General features: G+C 36.2%; 21 protein-coding genes. 8 read left to right on the top strand and 13 right to left on the bottom strand.

All coding sequences use genetic code 11. From position 1 onward, the window contains the following. Positions 1-11 precede the first annotated feature (11 nt). The 6 genes from ACB104_RS06550 to trhO form a co-directional block, all read right to left on the bottom strand. Positions 12-2,360: a penicillin-binding protein 1A gene (locus ACB104_RS06550; protein ID WP_370477483.1), complete on the bottom strand. Its 2,349-nt coding sequence runs from the start codon at positions 2,358-2,360 to the stop codon at positions 12-14. 46 nt (positions 2,361-2,406) lie between these two features. Further along, positions 2,407-2,901: a gliding motility lipoprotein GldH gene (locus ACB104_RS06545; protein WP_370477482.1), complete on the bottom strand. Its 495-nt coding sequence runs from the start codon at positions 2,899-2,901 to the stop codon at positions 2,407-2,409. Then, positions 2,888-4,144, bottom strand: a complete 1,257-nt coding sequence (locus ACB104_RS06540; RefSeq protein WP_370477481.1) for a PSP1 domain-containing protein — start codon at positions 4,142-4,144, stop codon at positions 2,888-2,890. Before ACB104_RS06540 ends, ACB104_RS06545 begins: the two co-directional genes overlap by 14 nt. Before the next feature lie 114 nt (positions 4,145-4,258). After that, positions 4,259-4,489: a ferredoxin gene (locus tag ACB104_RS06535; RefSeq protein WP_370477480.1), complete on the bottom strand. Its 231-nt coding sequence runs from the start codon at positions 4,487-4,489 to the stop codon at positions 4,259-4,261. Further along, entirely contained in the window at positions 4,489-5,733 is a 1,245-nt protein-coding gene (locus tag ACB104_RS06530; RefSeq protein WP_370477479.1) for a peptidase U32 family protein, read from the bottom strand. The genes ACB104_RS06535 and ACB104_RS06530 overlap by 1 nt, the downstream gene beginning before the upstream one ends. Position 5,734: 1 nt before the next feature. Next, on the bottom strand, positions 5,735-6,808 hold the full coding sequence (gene trhO, locus ACB104_RS06525; RefSeq protein WP_370477478.1) for an oxygen-dependent tRNA uridine(34) hydroxylase TrhO: 1,074 nt from the start codon (positions 6,806-6,808) through the stop codon (positions 5,735-5,737). A gap of 373 nt (positions 6,809-7,181) precedes the next feature. On the opposite strand from trhO, the gene recA reads away from it, so the two are divergent. The 4 genes from recA (at position 7,182) to ACB104_RS06505 (ending at position 10,839) form a co-directional block, all read left to right on the top strand. After that, complete coding sequence (recA, locus tag ACB104_RS06520) at positions 7,182-8,183, top strand: recombinase RecA (protein WP_370477477.1); 1,002 nt, start codon at positions 7,182-7,184, stop codon at positions 8,181-8,183. Positions 8,184-8,347: 164 nt separating this feature from the next. After that, the gene (locus tag ACB104_RS06515) at positions 8,348-8,758 is read left to right on the top strand and encodes a hypothetical protein (RefSeq protein ID WP_370477476.1); all 411 of its coding nucleotides are present in this window, start codon (positions 8,348-8,350) and stop codon (positions 8,756-8,758) included. A gap of 30 nt (positions 8,759-8,788) precedes the next feature. Beyond that, positions 8,789-9,331 carry an RNA polymerase sigma factor gene (locus tag ACB104_RS06510; RefSeq protein ID WP_370477475.1) on the top strand — a complete coding sequence of 181 codons (543 nt, stop codon included), beginning with the start codon at positions 8,789-8,791 and terminating at the stop codon, positions 9,329-9,331. Further along, positions 9,331-10,839, top strand: coding sequence for a PorP/SprF family type IX secretion system membrane protein (locus ACB104_RS06505; RefSeq protein ID WP_370477474.1), 1,509 nt, complete (start codon positions 9,331-9,333; stop codon positions 10,837-10,839). Before ACB104_RS06510 ends, ACB104_RS06505 begins: the two co-directional genes overlap by 1 nt. A 95-nt stretch (positions 10,840-10,934) precedes the next feature. Here the strand turns inward: ACB104_RS06505 and ACB104_RS06500 are convergent, their stop codons facing one another. Beyond that, positions 10,935-11,684, bottom strand: a complete 750-nt coding sequence (locus tag ACB104_RS06500) for a lysophospholipid acyltransferase family protein (protein ID WP_370477473.1) — start codon at positions 11,682-11,684, stop codon at positions 10,935-10,937. Positions 11,685-11,749: 65 nt separating this feature from the next. On the opposite strand from ACB104_RS06500, the gene ACB104_RS06495 reads away from it, so the two are divergent. Both ACB104_RS06495 and trpS read left to right on the top strand, forming a co-directional pair. Next, positions 11,750-11,992 carry a GlsB/YeaQ/YmgE family stress response membrane protein gene (locus tag ACB104_RS06495; RefSeq protein WP_370477472.1) on the top strand — a complete coding sequence of 81 codons (243 nt, stop codon included), beginning with the start codon at positions 11,750-11,752 and terminating at the stop codon, positions 11,990-11,992. An 87-nt stretch (positions 11,993-12,079) separates the two neighbouring features. Next, complete coding sequence (gene trpS, locus ACB104_RS06490) at positions 12,080-13,048, top strand: tryptophan--tRNA ligase (protein ID WP_370477471.1); 969 nt, start codon at positions 12,080-12,082, stop codon at positions 13,046-13,048. On the opposite strand, the gene dprA is transcribed toward trpS, so the two are convergent. Beyond that, positions 13,045-14,148: a DNA-processing protein DprA gene (dprA, locus tag ACB104_RS06485; RefSeq protein ID WP_370477470.1), complete on the bottom strand. Its 1,104-nt coding sequence runs from the start codon at positions 14,146-14,148 to the stop codon at positions 13,045-13,047. The two genes, trpS and dprA, sit on opposite strands and share 4 nt — an antisense overlap. 104 nt (positions 14,149-14,252) lie before the next feature. Between dprA and ACB104_RS06480 the strand changes: the two genes are divergently transcribed. Further along, on the top strand, positions 14,253-15,188 hold the full coding sequence (locus ACB104_RS06480) for an HU domain-containing protein (RefSeq protein ID WP_370477469.1): 936 nt from the start codon (positions 14,253-14,255) through the stop codon (positions 15,186-15,188). A gap of 79 nt (positions 15,189-15,267) precedes the next feature. Beyond that, the gene (locus tag ACB104_RS06475; protein ID WP_370477468.1) at positions 15,268-15,777 is read left to right on the top strand and encodes an acyl-CoA thioesterase; all 510 of its coding nucleotides are present in this window, start codon (positions 15,268-15,270) and stop codon (positions 15,775-15,777) included. A 31-nt stretch (positions 15,778-15,808) separates the two neighbouring features. Here the strand turns inward: ACB104_RS06475 and ACB104_RS06470 are convergent, their stop codons facing one another. The 5 genes from ACB104_RS06470 to ACB104_RS06450 are packed head-to-tail and all read right to left on the bottom strand — an operon-like array spanning position 15,809 to position 20,515. After that, positions 15,809-17,038, bottom strand: a complete 1,230-nt coding sequence (locus tag ACB104_RS06470) for a murein hydrolase activator EnvC family protein (protein WP_370477467.1) — start codon at positions 17,036-17,038, stop codon at positions 15,809-15,811. After that, a complete protein-coding gene (gene lolB1 / locus ACB104_RS06465; RefSeq protein ID WP_370477466.1) occupies positions 17,038-17,805 on the bottom strand; it encodes a lipoprotein insertase outer membrane protein LolB1 in 768 nt (255 codons plus the stop codon). The genes ACB104_RS06470 and lolB1 overlap by 1 nt, the downstream gene beginning before the upstream one ends. Further along, positions 17,805-19,169: a tetratricopeptide repeat protein gene (locus ACB104_RS06460; RefSeq protein WP_370477465.1), complete on the bottom strand. Its 1,365-nt coding sequence runs from the start codon at positions 19,167-19,169 to the stop codon at positions 17,805-17,807. The genes lolB1 and ACB104_RS06460 overlap by 1 nt, the downstream gene beginning before the upstream one ends. After that, complete coding sequence (locus ACB104_RS06455; protein WP_370477464.1) at positions 19,162-19,476, bottom strand: antibiotic biosynthesis monooxygenase family protein; 315 nt, start codon at positions 19,474-19,476, stop codon at positions 19,162-19,164. The genes ACB104_RS06460 and ACB104_RS06455 overlap by 8 nt, the downstream gene beginning before the upstream one ends. A 19-nt stretch (positions 19,477-19,495) precedes the next feature. Then, a complete protein-coding gene (locus ACB104_RS06450) occupies positions 19,496-20,515 on the bottom strand; it encodes a sugar nucleotidyltransferase (RefSeq protein WP_370477463.1) in 1,020 nt (339 codons plus the stop codon). Positions 20,516-20,533 lie beyond the last annotated feature (18 nt).

The following is a 20,533-nucleotide window of genomic DNA, read 5'->3' as shown; positions in this document are numbered from 1 at the left end:
TTTTAATGTATCTATCCGAAATCCAAATCATCAGGACTATCGTCATTCATGTTAGAATCATCTGTTCCGATCGTACTCGTATGAGTTGAGCAATCTACATTTATAGAAATTTCTACAGGTTCTTCAAATTCATCTTTTGATACGTTTAACGATTCATCAGCATAACAACTTTTCATATAAATGCCCCAAATTGGTAAGGCCATCGACGCCCCCTGACCATAAGTAATATTGGAAAAATGGACCGCTCTATCTTCGGCTCCTACCCAAACACCAGTAACCAAATTAGGCACCATGCCCATAAACCAACCATCACTTTGGTTTTGTGTAGTTCCCGTTTTTCCTGCAATAGGATTTTCTAACTTATACGGGTAGCCTGTAATAATTTCTTTGTATTCGGGCCTCCATTTTTCATAGCCTTCTGTTCTCAATCTGGTCCCAGAACCTCCTTGTGTAACACCTTCCAAAAGCTTGATAGTTACAAAAGCTGTTTCGTCGCTCAACACATCTCTAGTTTCAGGTTTAAATTGATATAATATCGTTCCGTTCTTATCCTCAATATTGGTAACCATTACAGGTTTGGTATAAACTCCTTGGTTGGCAAAAGCTGCATACGCCCCAACCATTTCATAAACACTTATATCAGGAGTTCCCAAAGCAATTGAGGGCACTGGTGGCACATCAGAATCAACGCCAAGTTTTTTAACTAAATCAGCAACCGTTTGTGGCCCTACTTTATCCATTAATTGGGCAGTAACCGTGTTTACAGAATTAGCCAAAGCATTTTTTAAAGTTCGGGTTCCACCGTATTCATTGCTGGAATTTTTAGGACACCATTCTTCTGGATTTCCATATTTATTGGCTTCAATACAAAACGGAACATCGGGAAACTCATCACATGGAGAATAATGCAATTGGTCTATAGCTGAAGCATAAACAAACGGTTTAAACGTTGAGCCTATTTGGCGCTTTCCTTGTTTAACCATATCATATTGAAAATGCCTATAATCAACACCACCTACCCAAGCTTTTACATGGCCTGTTTGTGGGTTCATAGACATCATACCTGTTCTTAAAAAAGATTTATAGTACCGCATGGAATCCATCGGCGTCATAATGGTGTCAACCTCTGAGGGCTTACCATCTTTCCAAACAAAAACAGACATTTGGGTTGGTTTTTGGAAAGATTGCTTGATTTCATCATCAGGTTTTTTCAAATCGTATTTCATATGCCGCCAACGTTCAGACTGCCTCATAGAACGACCCATCAAGTCATTAATTTCACTTTGTTCCAACTCCAAAAATGGTGCTGTTGGATTTCTTTCAGATGTGTTTTGATGGAAAAACTCGGTTTGCAACCTCGGCATATGTTGTTGAACCGCATCCTCAGCATACTTTTGCATTCTGGAATCTATTGTGGTATAAATCTTTAAACCATCATTGTATAAATTCCATTTTGTGCCATCTGGTTTGGGGGTTTTTTCAATCCAATCTTTCATAAATCCGTCCAAATACCCTCTAAAATACGTAGCAATACCTTCCCGATGGGATTCTGGCGAGTATTTTAAATCCAACTCTGTTTTTTTAAGCGAATCCCTAACAGCCATACTTATAAAATCGTACTTCTCCATTTGGTCCAGAACTACATTACGTCTATTTTTAACTCCCACGGGATTTCTTCTTGGGTTGTACAAAGCTGAATTTTTAAACATACCAACCAGCATAGCAGATTCCTTAAGATCGAGTTCTTTTGGCTCTTTACTGAAATAGATTCGAGAGGCACTACGAATACCATCGGCATTATTTAAAAAGTCATAAATATTGAAATATTGAGCTATAATTTCTTCTTTGGTATATTGGCGCTCCAAACGTGTTGCAATAATCCATTCTTTTATTTTTTGTAATACCCGCTCAACAATATTCCTTGAGCCTTCTCCGTGAAATAATTGCTTAGCCAATTGTTGGGAAATGGTACTTGCCCCACCGCTGCTTCCCATCTTTACCACCGCTCTTAAAGTGCCTCGTGCGTCTATGCCAGAATGTTCACTAAAACGGGCGTCCTCCGTGGCTATTAATGCATCCACTAAATGCTTGGGCAAATCATCATAACTTACAGGTGTTCTGTTATCGTTAAAATAGAATTTTCCCAGGGTTTGCCCATCAGAAGAAATAATCTCGGTTGCTAAATTGGTTCGTGGATTTTCCAATTGCGTGTGATCGGGCATTTCACCAAAAACACCCCACGACGCCAAAAAAAATAACAGTAATATGGCAAATATGCCTCCTAAAAATACCATCCAAAACCAACGAATGTATTTCGAAAAATCTTGAACTGATTTAGTTTCTTTTTTTACTTTTGCCATAGGTTAAGTGTCTTAAATTTATTGGTAATCTTTAAATTTAAATGGTTTATTTTTTCACCGGATTTTCTACTCTAAAACCAATATCCGTTACACCCTCCAACTCTTTAACACCATTTACTTTTCCTCTTTCTCTCATGGCGTGCTGAATATTAACTGTGTATTCACCAAACTCATTAAAAACCACACCTTCCTTATACCACAATTTGTTTTCCTTTATATCGGTATAGCCCGTTCCCAAAAGCTTTCCGCTAGGTTCAGCCATTCTATACTCTAAAGTGTCTTTTATTGTTTTCCCATGGGGAAAAACCATTTCAACAATTAGAAACAAATTATTGTATTTGTAAGCGTTGGTGTTTCTTAAATTAACAAATAAATTATAAGCATTTATAGAATCTGGTGGGTTTACCTTAAAACTTATTATTGAATCTTTATTCCATTTATTGGGCACAGACTTATACTCGTCGAAAACACAGTTAGAGTCGCATGACACTAAGACTAAAAAAAACATTAAAAAAAATAACAGGACTCTATTTTGCTGCATTTTTACTGCTTTGAGGTTTTCTTTTATTGTTTTTTCTTCTTCGGTTTTTGTTTTTATTTTCACCTTGACTCTGATTGCCACCAGTATTTTTATCAGCCTTGGTGTTGTCTTTATTACCCTTCCTTCTATTATTTCTACGTTTTTTATTCCTCTTTGGACTATCAAAACGAGTTAAACTATCTTGCCCTACAACGTTTTCAAACTCTGTTTTAGTATCTTCCACAACATCTGAAGCATATTCTTCAAGACTTGCAACTTTTTTGTTTTGTTTGTTTAGTTCTATGATTTCACTGGCCTGTTCCGCAGTTATTTTGTGCCAGTTCATCCATTCGCCCTCATAGGCATACCACATGTGACCTTTAAAAATATCTGTTTTTTGGCAAACGGCCGTTCCTTTTTCGGTTTGTAATTTTGTTTCCGTTTTAGGGAAATCTTTTAGTGCATCCAAATAAGTGTCTAACTCATAATTTAAACAGCATTTTAATTTACCACATTGCCCAGCTAATTTTTGGGGATTCAATGACAATTGCTGGTAGCGCGCTGCCGATGTGCTTACTGAGCGGAAATCCGTCAACCAAGTAGAACAGCACAATTCGCGCCCACATGAGCCTATGCCACCAAGTCTAGATGCTTCCTGACGGAAACCCACTTGTTTCATTTCGATACGGGTTCTAAACTCACGGGCAAAAACCTTGATAAGTTCTCTAAAATCAACGCGGTCTTCAGCCGTATAATAAAAAGTTGCTTTACTGGCATCCCCTTGAAATTCGATATCTGAAATTTTCATTTGAAGCCTAAGATCTATTGCAAACTGACGGGCTTTAACCTTCATGGGCTCTTCTCTATCGCGAGCCGTTTGCCAAATATCGATGTCCTTTTGGCTGGCCTTTCTATATATTTTTTGAGCTTCTTCAATGTTTTCTGGTATGCTTTTTCGCTTCATTTGAACGCGAACCAATTCCCCCGTAAGGGTAACCATACCGATGTCATGACCCGCTTTTGCTTGGGTAGCCACAACATCTCCAATGCTAAGTGTTAGATTTTCTGAGTTATAGTAGTATTCTTTTCGTCCGTTTTTAAAACGAACCTCAACCCAGTTGAATGGCTTTTCACCATTGGGGAGCGACATGTTTGCCAACCAGTCAAAAACGGTTAACTTATTGCAACTATCTGTACCGCAGGTACCGTTATTTTTGCAGCCCTTTGGGGAGCCGTCTTTAGTTGAGCAACTAGCACAAGCCATAATGTTCTTTATATTGAATTCACTAACAATTAGATTGTTGCGAATGACGATTTGTTATTATTTCGATTTGTAAATATAAGATTAAAATATAGACATTCTAAATTGAAAAACCAATTAAATATTTTTAACCTCTATAATCTTAACAGGGCAGGATTTGGATGCATTCTCGCATGCATCTAAAATAGTGTGGTCGTTTGATTTGAGGGTGAAAAACCCTTTTTTTTCCAATCCCTTTAACAAAACAGTTTTGCCATCTTTTCTAGACATTTGGAATTGTTTGGGTGCAAACTCAACGCAGTAATTGCAACCAATACATTTATTTCGCTGTAAAGTAACTACAACCATTAAGCCTCAACTTTGTTTTCTGTAATTTTGTATAATTTATCGGAAGGACGAATTCTAAATCCAAGTGGAATGGTAACCAAGTCGCCCTTACTTCCTTTGGATAATTTTTGGTCATTTACATACATCTCATTTATTTCAAGTTCCTTTGCCCCTGTTGTTGGTCCTGTAATTAAAATGGTATCACCAACGGAAATATCGAAAGCTTCAATTTTAAACTCCCCTATTTGAGGTTTAGGGAAATAGTGGGTGCCTTTGCCAATGTACACCTTTTTTTGAGTGGCATGTGACCCCGAACCAGCACTCCATTCACCTAATTTCTGTCCCAAATAATAACCATTCCAGAATCCGCGATTGTACACTTTTTCAAGGTCTTGCATCCAAGAAACCACTTTTTCTTTGTTATAAGTGTTGTTCTCAAGACCGTCAACAGCCTCTCGATAGCACTTAATAACTTTAGCTACATATTCTGGTGCTCTTCCTCTTCCTTCAATTTTTAAAACTTTAATACCGGCATCGGCTACTTGGTCTAAAATATCAATAGTACATAAATCTTTTGGTGACATGATGTACTCGTTGTCAATTTCCATTTCAAACCCTGTTTCCTGTTCAATAACTGTGTATTTTTTTCTGCAATTTTGTTTGCAAGCCCCTCTATTGGCTGATGAATTATACGAATGCAAACTCAAATAGCATTTTCCCGAAACAGCCATGCAAAGTGCACCATGACCAAATATTTCAATCTCCACAAGTTTACCTGATGGCCCTTTTACCTGCTCTTTTTCAATTTGTTCAGTTATCTTTTTTACCTGTCTCAAACTCAATTCACGGCTCAGCACCATGGTATCAGCAAATAGGGCATAAAACTTTACTGTTTCAATGTTGGTGATGTTTATTTGTGTAGAAATATGCACTTCCATGCCTACTTCCCTAGCAGCCATAATAACGGCCTGATCCATTGCAATAACGGCCGTTATGCCTACTTCCTTGGCTTTATTAATTAATGTTTTTACAATGGAAAGATCATGATCGTAAATAATCGTATTTAAAGTTAAATACGTTCTTACCTTTTTGGAATTGCATCGTTTGGATATTTCAGACAAGTCATCTAATGTGAAATTTATGGATGCCCTAGCACGCATGTTCAACTGCTCTACACCAAAATAAATAGAATCTGCTCCGTTATCTAAAGCAGCCTGCAAGGATTCAAAATTTCCAGCAGGCGCCATTAATTCAATCTTTTGCATCTTAAACTTCTTCGTTTTTGAAATGGTCAAAAATGTTTCTTAAATCCTTTTTGTAGGGCAAATAGTCTGCTCGGCCCTTTTTAAAAATATCGTTGCTGTTACCTTGTCCCTTCCTCATCGCTTTTTGCTCTTCATATGGAAGTCTGTTTATTTCCATGCAGGTTGTGGAGCAGCAATTTTCCATTTCAGCTTTACATTTATCACATTGAATAAAAAGTAGATGGCAAGCATCGTTGGCGCAATTTGTGTGCACATCAAAAGGTTCGCCACATTGATGACATTTTGCAATAATATCATCGCTTATTTTTTCGGCACGTCTTTCGTCAAAAACAAAATTCTTACCCAAAAATTTATTCTCCAGATTCTGTTCCTTTACTTGTCTCGTGTATTCAATTATACCTCCTTCAAGTTGGTAAACATTTTTAAATCCTTTATGTTTAAAGTAGGCGCTAGCCTTTTCACAACGGATACCACCAGTGCAATACATTACCAGATTTTTATCCTCTTTATGTTCTTTTAGGTCTTCTTCAATAATATCCAAAGATTCCCTAAACGTATCAACATCCGGGGTAACAGCATTTTTAAAATGGCCTATTTCGCTTTCGTAATGGTTTCTCATGTCCACCAAAACCGTGTTCTCATCTTCAATAAATTTATTGAAATCTTCAGCCTTTAAGTGAATGCCTTTGTTGGTAACGTCAAAGGTGTCATCGTTCAAACCATCGGCAACAATTTTATTTCGAACTTTTACTTTTAACTTTAAAAATGACATGTTGTCTTGCTCTACGGCAATATTCAACCGGATGTCCTTTAAAAAATCAATCGTGTCTAAATGTTCTTTAAATTCATTGAACCTGTCGGCCGGAAGTGATAATTGCCCGTTAATGCCTTCGTGCGCCACATAAATTCGACCTAAAACATCCAAAGCATTCCAGGTAACAAATAAATGGTCTCTAAATTCTTGAGGATTTTTGATTTTAGCGTATTGATAAAAAGAGAGTGTTAATCGATCTTTTCCTGCTTGTTCGATTAGTTCTGCCCTTTCTTTCGCGCTTAACTTATTGTACAGTTGCATGCTATACTAATTTTAAGGTTAAAGCTGCGTAATGCAGATGATAAAATATTTTGAGCTGCAAAAGTACAATTTTAAGAGAAAGACACAATTTATTCAACAAAAAAAGCATCTAAACACTTGTTTTAGATGCCTTTAATAGAGTTAGAGTTAGCTTAATTCAAAAACTCGTTTGGTAAATTTGATAGCAAAATTTTTCCTCTTCTCTAAATTAGATGCCCATTATGCAGAAAGGTTGCGTTGTAAGGTTAATTTTTATTGTAAAAACCACTGAAACGGAGATTTCTAAAAGACCTATTAATGTTGAAAACTATTATTGTGATATGACAAAAGTTATATTACTTTAGCGAGCATAACTTCAGAAAAAAATATTGAAATGAGTAGTGAAAAAGACGCAAAATTAAAAGCATTAAAACTTACGCTAGATAAACTGGATAAAGCTTACGGAAAAGGAACGGTAATGAAAATGAGCGATGCGGCCATTCAAGATGTTGATGCCATTCCTTCTGGATCATTAGGTTTGGATATTGCGTTGGGTGTCGGTGGATATCCTCGTGGTCGGGTTATTGAAATCTACGGACCAGAATCGTCTGGTAAAACCACATTAACTTTGCATGCCATAGCCGAAGCCCAAAAAACAGGTGGTATTGCAGCTTTTATTGATGCGGAACATGCCTTTGATAGGTTTTATGCCGAAAAATTGGGTGTTGATATTGAAAACTTAATCATCTCCCAACCTGATAATGGAGAACAAGCTCTAGAAATTGCCGATAATTTAATCCGATCTGGTGCGATTGATATTGTAGTGATTGATTCTGTGGCAGCGCTGACCCCTAAAAGTGAAATTGAAGGTGAAATGGGTGACTCCAAAATGGGACTTCATGCCCGATTAATGTCGCAAGCCCTGAGAAAGTTAACGGCATCCATCAGCAAAACCAATTGTACGGTTATTTTCATTAACCAGTTACGTGAAAAAATAGGCGTTATGTTTGGCAACCCTGAAACTACAACGGGTGGTAATGCACTAAAATTCTACGCTTCGGTTCGTTTGGATATTCGCCGGTCTACCCAAATAAAGGAAACAAGTGGCGAAGTTTCTGGCAACAAAACCCGAGTAAAAGTGGTGAAGAACAAGGTTGCCCCTCCATTCAAAACTGCCGAATTTGACATCATGTATGGCGAAGGCGTAAGTAAAGTTGGTGAAATTTTAGATCTTGCCGTGGAATATGATATTGTAAAGAAAAGCGGTTCGTGGTTTAGTTACGACGAAACCAAACTTGGTCAAGGGCGCGATGCGGTTAAAGCCCTAATCAAGGATAATCCAGAACTCATGGATGAACTTGAAGGCAAGGTCAGGAAAGCCGTTTCCGAAAAATAATTTCAAAATCCCGTCAAAAACGGGATTTTTTATTTTCCATTACTAGTAACGCACTCTTTTTTAAACCTTTAAATCCTAAAATTTCTTTCATTTCATACGCAACCTTTTAACTTTTTGGGCATCTATAAAGTGCAAACATGTATTTAAACCCCAATATCTATGCTATGAAAAAATTTGCTTTACTTTGTTTAACGCTCTTGTTTCTTATCTCATGTAGTATTGATGACGACGGAACGAGCTATAGTTTTGAGGTGTTACCAGTTGAAAGTGTAGACATTCCTGATGAGTTCGTTATGGGCGAAACCTATCCCATTACAGTTTCTTATTACAGGCCATCTACATGCCACAGGTTTAAGGAGTTTTATTATTTTAAAGAAAATAATCAACGCACCGTTGCTCCTATAAATTATGTTTTTGACAGTAACAATTGCGAAACCTTAGAAAATGTTTTAACAGAGGCTACGTTTAATTTTATAGTGACCAGCAATGGCTCCTATATTTTTAAGTTTTGGCAAGGTGAAAATGAAGAGGGCGAATCTCAATATTTAACCATTGAGGTTCCCGTTGTAGAGTAAAAGGTGAGTTTTAATTAATACATGTTTAATTTGAGTTTGAACCAACTCATAGAAAATTGCAAAGTTGAAAATACTCAAGCACAAAGCGAATTATACAAACTTTTTTCAAGTAAGTTGTTTGCGGTGTGCTTAAAGTATTCACGAAATTATGCCGAAGCTGAAGATAATTTGCAAGACGCATTTTTAACAGTTTTTGAAAAAATTGAACAGTATAAGCACAAAGGTTCTTTTGAAGGCTGGATGAAGCGCATTGCAGTAAACACGGTTTTACAACGCTACCGGAATGAAAAAGTTTTTGATATAATTAATGAAGATGCCATTGAAGATGTTGAGTTAGAAGTTGATGAAGACGCGATTTCCATTGATTATCTGTTAAAGTTAATTCAAGAATTGCCAGATAGATACCGTTTGGTTTTTAACCTTTACGTTCTTGACGGCCATTCGCATAAAGAAATAGCAAAGGTGCTAGATATTAAGGTGGGTACATCAAAATCCAACTTAGCAAGGGCAAGACAGATTTTGAAACAGACCATTGAAACTGATAGAATAAAAGAACGTTCACAAACATTATAATGAGCGATAAAAAACATATAGACAGATTATTTCAGGAGAGCTTCAAAGATTTTGAAGTTAAACCCAGAGATGCTGTTTGGAAAAATATAGAAGCCCACCTTTACCAGAAAAAGAAAAAGCGTCGTGTTATTCCAATTTGGTGGCGTTATGCTGGCGTTGCGGCTTTACTACTTTTGTTTTTGACCTTAGGCGGGCTATATCTTAATGGTTCTGGTGATGTTCCTGCCAATCAGGTTGTAGACACTGAAGAAAATATTCCCAATACTAATCAAATAAAAAAAACGCTTCCGTTAAATGATAATTTAGATAAAAATGAAGTTTTAATTACCAACACTAACGTTTCTGAGGAAAATATTGAAAACACCAAATCAGATGGCTCAATACCTTCAAATTCTAGTTCAATAGCTGAAACTTCATCTTCCAAAGTAGAAAATGAAAGTAAATTATCATTGCGTTCAAATAAACAAGAGAATTCAAAAGCTAAAATCTTAGGTTCTGATGACAATCAAACTCTAGCAAATCTTGCGAATAAAGAAACTGATGACCAAACACTTCAAACCAATTTAGTGAATGAATCAAAAACAGTCCTTTCCAAAACAAGTGATGAAGACACTGATAATATTTTGATTGACCGAGAAAAAGCTAAAAATATCATCAAGAATTCCTCAGGAAATAACGCGGAAATTGCCAAAAAAAATGGTGAAGTTGCCCAAGAAAATGTTGTCAAAAACAATTTAACCATTGAAGAAGCTGTTGATAAAAACAAAGATCTTTTGAACGAAGAAAAAGCCAACCCAAACAACAGGTGGACTATAGCACCAAATGTAGCGCCCGTTTATTTTAATACACTTGGGGAAGGCTCATCCATTGACCCGCAGTTCAACAACAACTCCAAAACAGGAGAGCTTAACATGAGCTACGGTATTACAGCCAGTTACGCGATAAATGATAAAATTAAAGTGCGGTCTGGTATTAATAAAGTGAATTTAGGTTATAGCACAAACGATATTATAACATATCAATCTGTTGGTTTAAGTAGCAGCAGCAATGCTTTGCAAAATGTAAATGGTAGCACATCAGAGATCTCAGTTGTAAGCTCAGAAGTTTTGGCTTCTGGAGATGTGCCGCAATCCTTATTTACATCAAACACAACCATAAACCAAGCTTTTGGATATATTGAAGTGCCTTTGGAAATTCAATATACAGTTCTGGACAAAAAGTTAGGCTTGAATGTAATAGGTGGTTTTAGTTCATTCTTTTTGGATAAGAACGAGATATATTCCAAAACGGCAAACGGTCCACAAATCCTTTTAGGTGAAGCAAACAATATTAATAAAATGAGTTACAGTGCCAATTTTGGCTTGGGTTTAAACTATCAAATCTCTAAAAAATTTGATTTGAATTTAGAGCCCATGTTTAAATATCAATTCAACACGTTTAACAATACCTCAGGTAATTTTACACCATTTTTTATAGGCGTTTACACGGGGTTTGCTATTAAATTCTAGGTTTTTGGTTAGATCTGGGTATTGGCTTTCATTTAAGCTCGAAAGCTAATATCGAAAAAAAGCTGCTCGACCCCTCGAGCAGTTTTTTTTGTATATCATCCATTGGAATGATTGTTGAATTCTTGCAGTTGCCCTAAAATAATACCTCTGGCTTTTTCATTTATTGCTCGTGTATTTTTAATAATCAACCCTTTGGTTGATAAAAACCTATGAATTTTAACGCGCATCTTTCCTGGGCCCCCGCTAAAAAAAGTATACGAAAAACGCTTTTTGTTATCAGCTAGTGTAATGGGCACAATGGGTATTTGGTGGTTTATGGCCAATCTAAATGCACCATCCTTAAACTCGTCTAATTCAATATGTTCCTCTGGAACACCACCTTCAGGAAAAATACAAATGCTCAAACCCGACTGCAATCTGCGTTGTGCCCTTAAAAAAACGGCTTTTCTACTTTTTTCTGAACTTCTATCAACCAAAATACAAGTGCGTTTGTAAAAAAACCCAAAAAGTGGAATTTTGGCCAATTCCTTTTTGCCGACAAAAACAAAGGGGTTTTCAATAGAAACCAACATTAGCATAATGTCTGCCATAGACGTATGGTTGGCTATAAACATATGGCTTTTGTTTTCTTCAGGAATTTGCTCTCGTTCTATTTTACAAATGAAACCCATACCCACTAAAATGAACTTTGCCCAAAATCTTGCCAATTTAAAAAAGAAAGGGTACCAAGATTCTTTTAAAATGGAAACTAAAAGTATAGGAAAAAGAAATATAATGGGCAATGCCACCAGAATGTAAAACCAGATGCGGTAAAGTGTCCAAAGTATATATTTCACAAACTTCATGCACTCAAAAATACTATTATAAATTGATTATCTTTAATTCATAATAACTTTAAAATTATTTAATTATGAGTTTACTCTATTCTTTACTAGTGGGTGCTATTGCTGGATGGTTGGCCGGAAAGATAATGAAAGGCGGTGGTTTTGGTCTACTATTAAATATCGTTATTGGCATTTTTGGTGGTTTGGTGGGTAACTGGCTTTTTAGTGTATTGGGAATTTCAATTTCAGATGGAATAATTGGAGACATTGTAACCGGAGCCATAGGTGCTTCGGTCATCTTATTTGTAGCAGGTTTGTTTAAAAAGTAATCTTTTTTAATATTTATGATGAAAGTGGCTTATGCCACTTTTTTTATTGTCCAACTTATCTTTAAATTTGTCCATTATTGAAAATTTATGGCAAGAATATTAACAGGCATACAAAGCACGGGAACACCACATTTAGGAAACATTTTAGGAGCAATAATGCCCGCAATTCACATGGCCAATAATCCTGAAAATGATTCGTATTTGTTTATTGCAAACTTACATACATTAACACAAATAAAGGATGCTGATGTTTTGCGTGAAAACACATATTCTACCGCTGCAACATGGTTAGCCTTTGGTTTGGATATTGAAAAAACGGTGTTTTACAGACAAAGTGATATTCCACAAGTAACCGAACTATCTTGGTATTTAAGCTGCTTTTTTCCTTACCAACGGCTAACATTGGCCCATAGTTTTAAGGATAAAGCTGATAGATTGGAAGATATAAATTCTGGGCTTTTCACGTATCCTATGTTGATGGCTGCTGATATTTTACTGTATGATGCCGAAATTATTCCGGTCGGGAAAGACCAATTGCAACATATTGAAATGACGCGTGACGTAGCATCGCGTTTTCATGCTAAAATGGGTGAAACTTTTGTATTGCCACAAGGAAAAATACAAGAAAATACTATGCTTATTCCAGGAACTGACGGTGAAAAAATGAGCAAAAGTAGAGATAACATCATCAACATTTTTCTTCCTGATAAAAAATTGCGCAAGCAAATAATGGGTATTCAAACCGATAGCACACCACTTGAAGACCCAAAAGATTGGAAAGCCTGTAATTGTTTTGCGCTTTACAGTTTACTGGCCAACAACGAGCAATTTGAGACCATGAAAGCCAATTATGAAAATGGTGGTTATGGCTACGGACACGCCAAACAGGCTTTATTTGAATTAATCGTTGAAACCTTTGCCACACAACGTGAACGTTACAATTACTATATGAAAAACCTAGCTGAAATCGATTCTGCCCTTGCCGTAGGTGCTAAAAAAGCGAGGTTGGTTGCTGACAATGTATTGAAACGTGTTAGGGAAAAGGTTGGATATTAGACCACCTCAAACAATTTCCCTGGCAAAGGCCTAACAACCCCTTTTAATTCCATATTTAATAACGCACTGGCCACTTTGAAAATGGGCATTTGGCAATTTATGGCAATCATATCTAATTGTTCCATTTCGTTTTCTTTTAGGTAGTTGTAAATCACTTTTTCTGTTCTATCTAACTCCACAAATAATTGTTTTTGTACAACTGGTTTTTCATTTGTTTCAAGTTCCCAATTTAAAATATATGGTATATCCAAAGGTGTAGTAAGCATATGTGCCTTTTGGTGTTTTACTAAATTGTTACAGCCTTCGCTTTGGCTATCAGTTGTTCTTCCAGGTACGGCAAATACATCGCGATTGTATGAGTTGGCTATATCGGCCGTAACCAAACTCCCCCCTTTTTCAGCAGATTCAATCACGATAGTAGCCTCACTAATACCGGCAATAATGCGATTCCGTTTTAAAAAATTGTTTCTATCAAATTGGTCAGTACTCCAAAAATCCGTTAAAAAACCCCCGTTCTTTTCTATGTCAACCATATACTTTTTATGCACTTTGGGGTAAATTTGATTTAACCCATGTGCTAAACAACCAATGGTTTGGAGATTATTTTTTATTGCCGCTTTATGGGCGGTTATATCAGTTCCGTATGCAAAACCCGAAACAATAACCGGATTGTACTGCTCTAGTTGCTCTATTAAATTTTCACAAAAGGCTATACCACTGGTGGTAATTTTTCTCGTGCCAACTATACTAATAATGTGTTGATTTTCCATATTAATATTCCCCATTTGAAATAACAAAACAGGCCCATCAATGCAATGTTTCAGCTTTTCTGGATATTGTTTATCTTTAAAATAGGAGACCTTAATATTATTTGCTTTTATAAAGGCTATTTCATTTTCAGCTTCCTTTACATGATTTGGTTTAAATAATTCACTTATGGAAACGCTTCCAATACCATCAATTTTAAGAAGCTTATGCTTTTTTTCCTTTAAAACGGCCTCTGCAGACCCACAATGTGAAATCAGCTTTTTGGCGGTTATGTCACCAATATTAGGCACATGCTGCAAAGCCAAAGTAAAAAGCAAATCATTTTCCGTCATGCTATACAATTGATTTTTAAGCTGCAATAAAAGAATTTTTACAGTGTTAATAAATACTTGTATCTAAATTTTCAAAAAAAACATAATTTTTTAACTTTGTTTTCATGCAACTAGAAACCTACATTAGCGACCTACTTTACAGGTACGAGTGCGTTACCATCCCAAAGTTTGGTGCGTTTTTAACACAACGTGTATCGGCCACAATTGATGATGATTCCAATACATTTTATGCGCCAAAAAAAGTGGTATCTTTTAACGAGCAAATTCAGAAAAACGATGGCTTGTTGGCGCATTATATGGCAGATGTAGAAAAAATTCCTTTTGAAGTCGCTAATAAAAAAATTGAAAAGCGAGTAAAACTTCTTAAATCATATTTAACGCAAGGCGAAACCTTAACTTTTAAAAACATAGGTGATATTGTTTTTAATAATGAAGGTAAAATTTTGTTCGAGCCTACTTATCAGTTAAACTATCTGACAGATGCTTTTGGATTGTCCCAATTTGAATCACCTGCAATATCTAGGGAAGAACATAAAGAAGTGGTTGAAGAACTTGAAAAGGCCATTCCAATTACTGTAACTTATGAAAAGCGAAAGGGTAAATCTTATTTAAAGTATGCTGCTGTTGCTTTAATTGCATTAACTTTAGGTGGATTTGCAGCTTCAAATTATTATGCCAATCAAATTGAAAAGCACAACCAATTGGCCCAAGAAGAGGCCGAAAAACAGCTCGATACAAAAATTCAACAGGCTACTTTTAGTCTGAATCCGCTTCCTGCCGTTACGCTAAACGTTACCAAGCAAACAGGAAACTACCACATTGTTGCTGGAGCTTTTAGAATTGAGGCTAATTGCGATAAAAAAGTATCTCAACTTAAAGCCGAAGGATTCAGTGCAAGAAAAATTGGTATGAATAAATATGGTCTTCATGAAGTAGTTTATTCCAGCTACGAAAATCGTCTTGAGGCCTTAAAAGCGCTTAGAGATATTAAGAAAACTAATAACAGTGATGCTTGGTTATTGGTTAAAAAGTTAGATTGATTATAAATCCATTTATCTCCTATAATTCTTAACAAAATCCCAAATTCCTTTTACCTTTGCGGCATTAAAACACAATAAGATGCAAGCGAGGACTCCAGAACAAAGCAAAACTATTTTAACCGATATGGTTTTACCCGGTGAAACCAATCCATTAAACAATTTGTTTGGTGGTGAATTATTGGCCCGTATGGATCGCGCAGCCAGTATTTCTGCCCGTCGCCATAGCAGACGTATTGTGGTAACCGCTTCGGTAAACCATGTGGCTTTTAGTCGTGCGGTTCCATTGGGAAGTGTTGTAACAGTTGAAGCTAAAGTTTCTCGAGCTTTTAAAACCTCGATTGAAGTGTTTATCGATGTTTGGATAGAAGACCGTGAATCTGGCAACAAAACAAAAGCCAACGAAGCTATTTACACTTTTGTTGCCGTAGATGATACTGGTAAACCCGTTGCCGTGCCTGAAGTACTTCCTGAAACCGATTTAGAAAAAGAACGCTATGCGGCCGCATTACGCCGTAAGCAATTGAGTTTGTTGTTAGCTGGAAAAATAAAACCTTCTGAGGCTAGTGAGTTGAAAGCGTTGTTTGAGTAGTATTATTAGATTCCTGCTTTCGAAGGAATTATTACATTTTATAAATCCAACTTCCTGGGTTTTCGGTAACAAAGCCTTTTGATATCGTAAAACTCAATATAGTTTCTCCGTTGCTCGGGTTTGTAAAAACCTTCCCTATTTCTTGCTTGGTTTTTACCTTATCACCCTTCTTTACATAAACCTCCGATAAATTCTTGTAGATGGTTAAATAATTTCCATGACGAATCATCACGATGGGGTTTACATGTTTCATCTTCAAAATTTCACTTACCTCGCCATCAAAAACAGCTCTTGCTATAGCACCCTTTTCAGTAGCAATGCGCACTCCATTGCTTTTTATGGTCAACGATTTGTTTATAGGGTGTGGTTGTGTGCCATAGCCTAAACGAACAATACCTCTCTCAACTGGCCAAGGTAATTTACCTTTGTTCGACACAAAATTTGAAGCCAAAACGGCTTCTTCGGCGGTTAATGCAAAACTTCTTGATGAGGCTGGCTTTCCAGCTTTTTCATTCGATTTTGCAATAGCGGCCTTAATAATTCGGTCTATCTCATCATCAATTCTATCAGCTTCTTTCTGCTTTTCCTTAATCTGAGCGGTATATTTATTTAAGTCCTTTTTAATCGAAGCCATTACCGTTTCATGCTGTTTTCGCTCTTCCTCTAAAGTCTTTTGCACCTCACGGTTTTCGGAAATCAGTACTCTCTTTTCTTCTTGCTGTTTTAACAAACGGCTGTTAGTCAATTGCAGTTCTTCCGTTTTAAGCTTTATAGTTTCACCCTGTTTCTTTTGGTGGTCTGAATACTGCTTAATGTATTGCAAACGCTTGTATGCCTGCTTAAAGTTGTTAGAAGACAACAAAAACATAATCCTGCTTTGTTGGTTTTTGCTTTTGTACGACTTTACAATCATGCCTGCATAATCTTCCTTTAAAGCCTTTAATTCGTCTCGTAAATCTGAAATTTTGTTTTGATTAGCATTAATCTCACGAGTCAATAGGTTGGCTTGTTGATTCGTCACTTTAATCAAATTGGAAAGCACACTTATTTTATAGTTGAAATCTTCAATTAACGACAACTGGGATTTAGCCTTGGACTGATTTTCGTTACGCAATTCATTTATTTTTTGAATTTCCCTGCGTAATTCTTGTCGACGGGTTTCAAGCTGCTTTTGTTTATTGTTTTGCGAAAAAACTATGCCGCCAACCAAGGTAAAGGCAATAATTAAAAGTATTTTATATAAAGGGTTTTTGTACGCCATTAAAGTTCTATGAGTTTAAACCCAGATGGTATTTTAAACGGAAATCTTAAATCTTCATTTAGCGTTACATTTTTAAACTCCAAAGCAATTTGCATTTCTTCATTGGCCTCAACAGCAATTACTTTGATTAACTCTGGTAAAATCTGTTTCTCAACATCTTGATACGCCATATAATCTATTTGTAAATGCCTAAGCTCTTTGGGCTGTGAAATTTGTTGTGACTTCACCTTGAAATTTGAAGGATTCAGTAAAAAGAATATTTCAAAAAGTTCGCGTTGGTTTTTGGGTTGTACCACATAAGCCCCATCATCAACCGAGGCCTTATAATCGCCATCTTTTAGATTGTATATGGTTTCACCCAACAATAGATTTTGAACCTTGTGAAAGTCGAATTCTGTGCCCAACAAACTGCTTAAATATTTATAATCACCATCAAAATAGGTGTTATCCAATTTATTATAAAAACTCACTTTTTCTGGAGTAACCAATGCCCTGATTACCGAAAACGAGGCATTTATCCAAAGTGCTTCATCCTTTTTTGCCCTAAAGTTTACAGAATGGGTTTGTGATTTTCCATTATCGGTATAGGTTATTTTAAGCCGTGCTTGAAGCGTTTTAAAAACCGCTACCTGCTTTGCATTGGCTTTTATCAATTGCTTTGTAGATAGGTTATAATCTGCTTCGCCTTTGCCAATTGTATTTGCAGATTTACAATTGAACAGCAGCAGTGCCAAAAGGATTAGAAAAGTAGATGAGATTTTGTGCATTAGTTTTGGGGTTCTATTTGTTTCGCCTTTTCACTAAACGTTTTTGCCTTGATTGTATTGTTTAAAAGTGTGTATGCCCTGCTTAATTGATGATAAAAATCCGCCTCCATTTTTGGGTTTTCAATAATGAAGTCCAATCCCATTTCTAAAGATTCAAGGGCCTTTTTAGGCTGATTCAATTCATTTAACGCCACCCCATTTATGAGGTAAAATAAAGGCTGTGAAGGGTACTTTTCAAGAGATTCGCTACTTTTAGCTTTTGCTAAATCAAACTTCTTCAAATCAATATACAACAACATCACATTGCGCAAAACCCCAAAATTGTTGGGCTCTAATTTTAAGGCCGCCTCAAAATACTCCAAGGCTTTTTCTTTATTGTTTTTCGCCAAATAATACTGTCCAAATTCAATAACGGTTTTACTGTTATTCGCATCGCTAACCATAGCCGTAGCCTGAATTAAATCTTCTTCATACTCTGGATGTTCACCGACGAACTTCACAAAATCGGTCAATACCTTCAACTTGGCCTCTGGTTTAATCTCGTTGCTTTTTACGACTATTTTCATGGATTCAATAGCCTTTTCAGCATCATTATCATCCAAATAAAATTTGTACAGCGCTAAATGAACTAATTGGGAATTGGGATTGATTTTAAGAAGCTCTTTTGCGGTTTCAAAAGCCTTATCTTTTTCATTGTTTTCACTATAACGGAAAATCAATGCCAAATAATTTGATTCCTTTTCCGGATTATTTTCAACGCGTTCTTTTAAATTTTTAATTTGATCCTTTTTGCGTCCGGTTGCTTCGTAAATTCTATTTCGCATGATGTCCCTGCTCAATGAAATTCCAAATTCAGCATCCAGTTCATCCAAAATCTCCAAAGCCTTATCATACTTTTGGGTCTGTAGGTATAGTGATGCCAAATCCTCCTTATAATCTGGGTGATACTTTACCAATTGCTTAACCGTTTTTATCGCTCTATCATGATCGTTTTGCGATACATAGAAACCATATAGTTCGTCCAGATACCATTCATTATCTGGAGTCAGACGCACGGCTTCTTTTAAGGCATCTTCGGCTGCACCAAAATTCTTTAGTTTTATGTAGCATTTGCCCATTTCAAAATAAACAACAGCAACGGATTTATCAATTTCTATACATTTTAAAAATGCTTCAGCGGCCTTATCGTAATTTTCAATAGCCTTTTCTTTTAAACCTTCGTAGAACATCTCTTGAAAATCATCTTCATTGTTTCCTAAGTTATCATCAGGTTTTTTGTTGAAATCAACTTGGGCATAGTTCACCTGCGAAACAAAAAATATTCCTAAAAAGAAAACAACTATAGAGAAGCTTTTTTTATTCATATGGTTTTTCCGCAAGTAAATCATTCACTACATCAAACTTGTTCAATATATCTATTTTAGAACACGATGTTCTCATTAATTCCCCAAATTCTTCTGCTTTTTCAGGCAAATTGTCTCCTGCGGTCTCAAATTTATTTTTATTTGGCCATTGTGCATAGGCCATATACTCGGTTTCTGATTTTTTATGTAAACGAGACCCCGAACTTCCTTCGTGTGTATAAATCAAATTGGTCAATCCTGCCCAGCCTTTTTCAAAGCTTTCAGACTCATTTAACTTGACTTCAAATCTGTAAAGAACAATGTACATAATCTATTAATTACAAATCTTATTCCAAAACTGAATAATCACCGATACTCACACTTGTGAATTCTCCGTTATATTCTACATGATTGCCAATCATTGCATTATCCAATTTAGCATTTTTGATGATAGTGTGGGTTTGGATTAAGCTATTTTTAACGTTTGAATTTTCTATAATACAGTCTTTCCCAATTGAAACAAAAGGCCCAACTATTGTGTTTTTAAGTAGCACGTTTTCCCCTATAAAACATGGTTCAATAATTTTTGAATTCTCCAATTTAACAGAATCTGCAACCAATTGCTCATCGCCATCATCTTTTAAAAACCCTAACATGCGTTGATTAGTTTCAATGGTTATGACTTTGTTTCCACAATCCATCCACTCATCCACAGTACCTGTTTTAAAAATTTTGCCATCGGCCATCATGCGTTTGATGCCATCGTTAATTTGGTATTCACCACCATTCATAACGTTTTCATCAAGAATTTCTTGTAATTTTCCTTTTAAAACCGCCACATCTTTAAAATAGTAAATACCTATAACCGCCTGGTCACTCACAAAGGTTTTCGGCTTTTCAACAAGCTCAAGAATTTCTTGTTTATCATTAAGTTTTACCACGCCATAAGCTTCTGGATTATCAACTTGTTTGGTCCAAATTACACTATCGGCTTCAGGGTCCAAATCAAATTCTGCGCGAATTAACGTATCGGCATAGGCAATTACCGCTGGACCTGAAAGAGAAGGTTTTGCACACATAATGGCATGCCCGGTACCCAACGGTTTATCTTGACGATAAATAGACGCTTTAGCTCCCAAACTTTTGGCTAAATCTTGTAAACTAGAAACTACATCGTCGCCAAACCAAGCAGGGTCACCCAAAACAAAAGCAATCTCATCAATAGGCTGTTTTAACACTTTGGCAATATCTTTTACCAATCGATGCACAATAGGTTGTCCTGCAACAGGTATTAACGGTTTTGGTACGGTTAAACTATGCGGGCGTAATCGTGATCCTCGACCAGCCATTGGGACTATTATTTTCATTTTTTAAAAGTTGATTCG

Origin of the sequence: Tamlana flava, from assembly GCF_041287255.1 — a bacterium.
Classification (GTDB): Bacteria; Bacteroidota; Bacteroidia; order Flavobacteriales; family Flavobacteriaceae; genus Tamlana; species Tamlana flava.
This window is presented reverse-complemented; position numbering and strand designations above follow the sequence as displayed.